The sequence below is a fragment of the Acidovorax sp. KPB24-07 genome (assembly GCF_057543315.1).
This window is the reverse complement of the sequence record NZ_BAAJYS010000641.1, coordinates 1-1,374: the sequence shown is the minus strand read 5'-3', so window position 1 is coordinate 1,374 and position 1,374 is coordinate 1. Positions and strand designations below refer to the sequence as shown.

The 1,374-nt window shown below is 72.1% G+C and carries 1 protein-coding gene; it reads right to left on the bottom strand.

Features of this window, described 5'->3' with window-relative positions; all coding sequences use genetic code 11:
* Positions 1-1,308: multicopper oxidase family protein (locus AC27IQ_RS24620; protein WP_487091158.1), on the bottom strand; the 1,308-nt coding region annotated here is incomplete at its 3' end.
* Positions 1,309-1,374: the final 66 nt, after the last annotated feature.

Here is a 1,374-nt window from a genome sequence, read left to right as displayed (position 1 = left end):
CAGGTCCGCCGCGGCGCCCCGCCATTCCCACGCCTGCGTGCCGGGCGGCTGCACGTAGTCGCCCGGGTCGTGCCAGTCGCCGGCGGCCAGGTGCTCGCGCACCTTGAGCACGCTGAACATGCCGCCCATCTCCAGCGGGCCGTAGGGGCCGGTGCCGGTCATCATGGGCAGGGTGTTCTCGGGCAGCGGCATCTCCATGGCGCCCATGTCGGCCATGCCGCGCTCGCCCATCACCATGTAGTCGGGCACGATCTTCTGGATCTTCGCCACCAGCCCCCGGTGGTCCACGCCGATCATGGTGGGCACGTCGTGGCCCATGGCGCCCATGGTGTGGTGGCTCTTGTGGCAGTGCACGGCCCAGTCGCCGGGCTCGTCGGCGACGAACTCGATCTGCCGCATCTGGCCGACGGCGATGTCGGTGGTCACCTCGGGCCAGCGGGCGCCGGGGGGCACCGCGCCGCCGTCGGTGCCGGTCACCTCGAACTCGTGGCCGTGGATGTGGATGGGGTGGTTGGTCATGGTGAGGTTACCCACGCGCACCCGCACCCGCTCGCCGCGCCGCGCCACCAGCGGGTCGATGCCCGGGAACACGCGGCTGTTCCAGGCCCAGATGTTGAAGTCGGTCATCTCGTTCACGCGCGGCGTGCGCGTGCCGGCCTCCACGGCGAAGGCGTTGAGCAAAAAGGCGTAGTCGCGGTCGGCCGTGGCGATGAGCGGGTGGCGCCCGCGCGCATCCAGCCGCGGGTGGGTGATCCACAGGCCCATCAGCCCCATGGCCATCTGCGTCATCTCGTCGGCATGCGGGTGGTACATGAAGGTGCCCGGGCGCCGCGCGGTGAACTCGTACACGAAGGTCTTGCCCGCGGGAATCGCCGGCTGGTTCAGGCCCGAGACGCCGTCCATCCCGTTGGGCAGGCGCTGGCCGTGCCAGTGGACGCTGGTGTGCTCGGGCAGGCGGTTGGTGACGAAGATGCGCACGCGGTCGCCCTCGACCACCTCGATCGTCGGCCCGGGGCTCTGCCCGTTGTAGCCCCACAGGTGGGCCACGAAGCCGGGCGCGAACTCGCGCACCACGGGCTCGGCGACCAGGTGGAATTCCTTCACGCCGGCGTTCATGCGCCAGGGCAGGCTCCAGCCGTTCAGGGTGACCACGGGGCGGAACGGGCGCCCGGTGGGCGGCGCCGGCGGCACGGCGGTGTCGGCCGATCCGTGCTGGGGGATTTCGGGCAGCGCGGCCAGGGCGGCGCGGCCCACGGAGGCGGCGGCCACGGCAGTGGCGGCGCCGGAGAAGAAGTGGCGGCGTTTCATGTCAGTGGCCTTGGGATTCGGGGTTGGCGGCGCGGCCGGCGGCGGCATCGGGCAGGGCGGCGGATA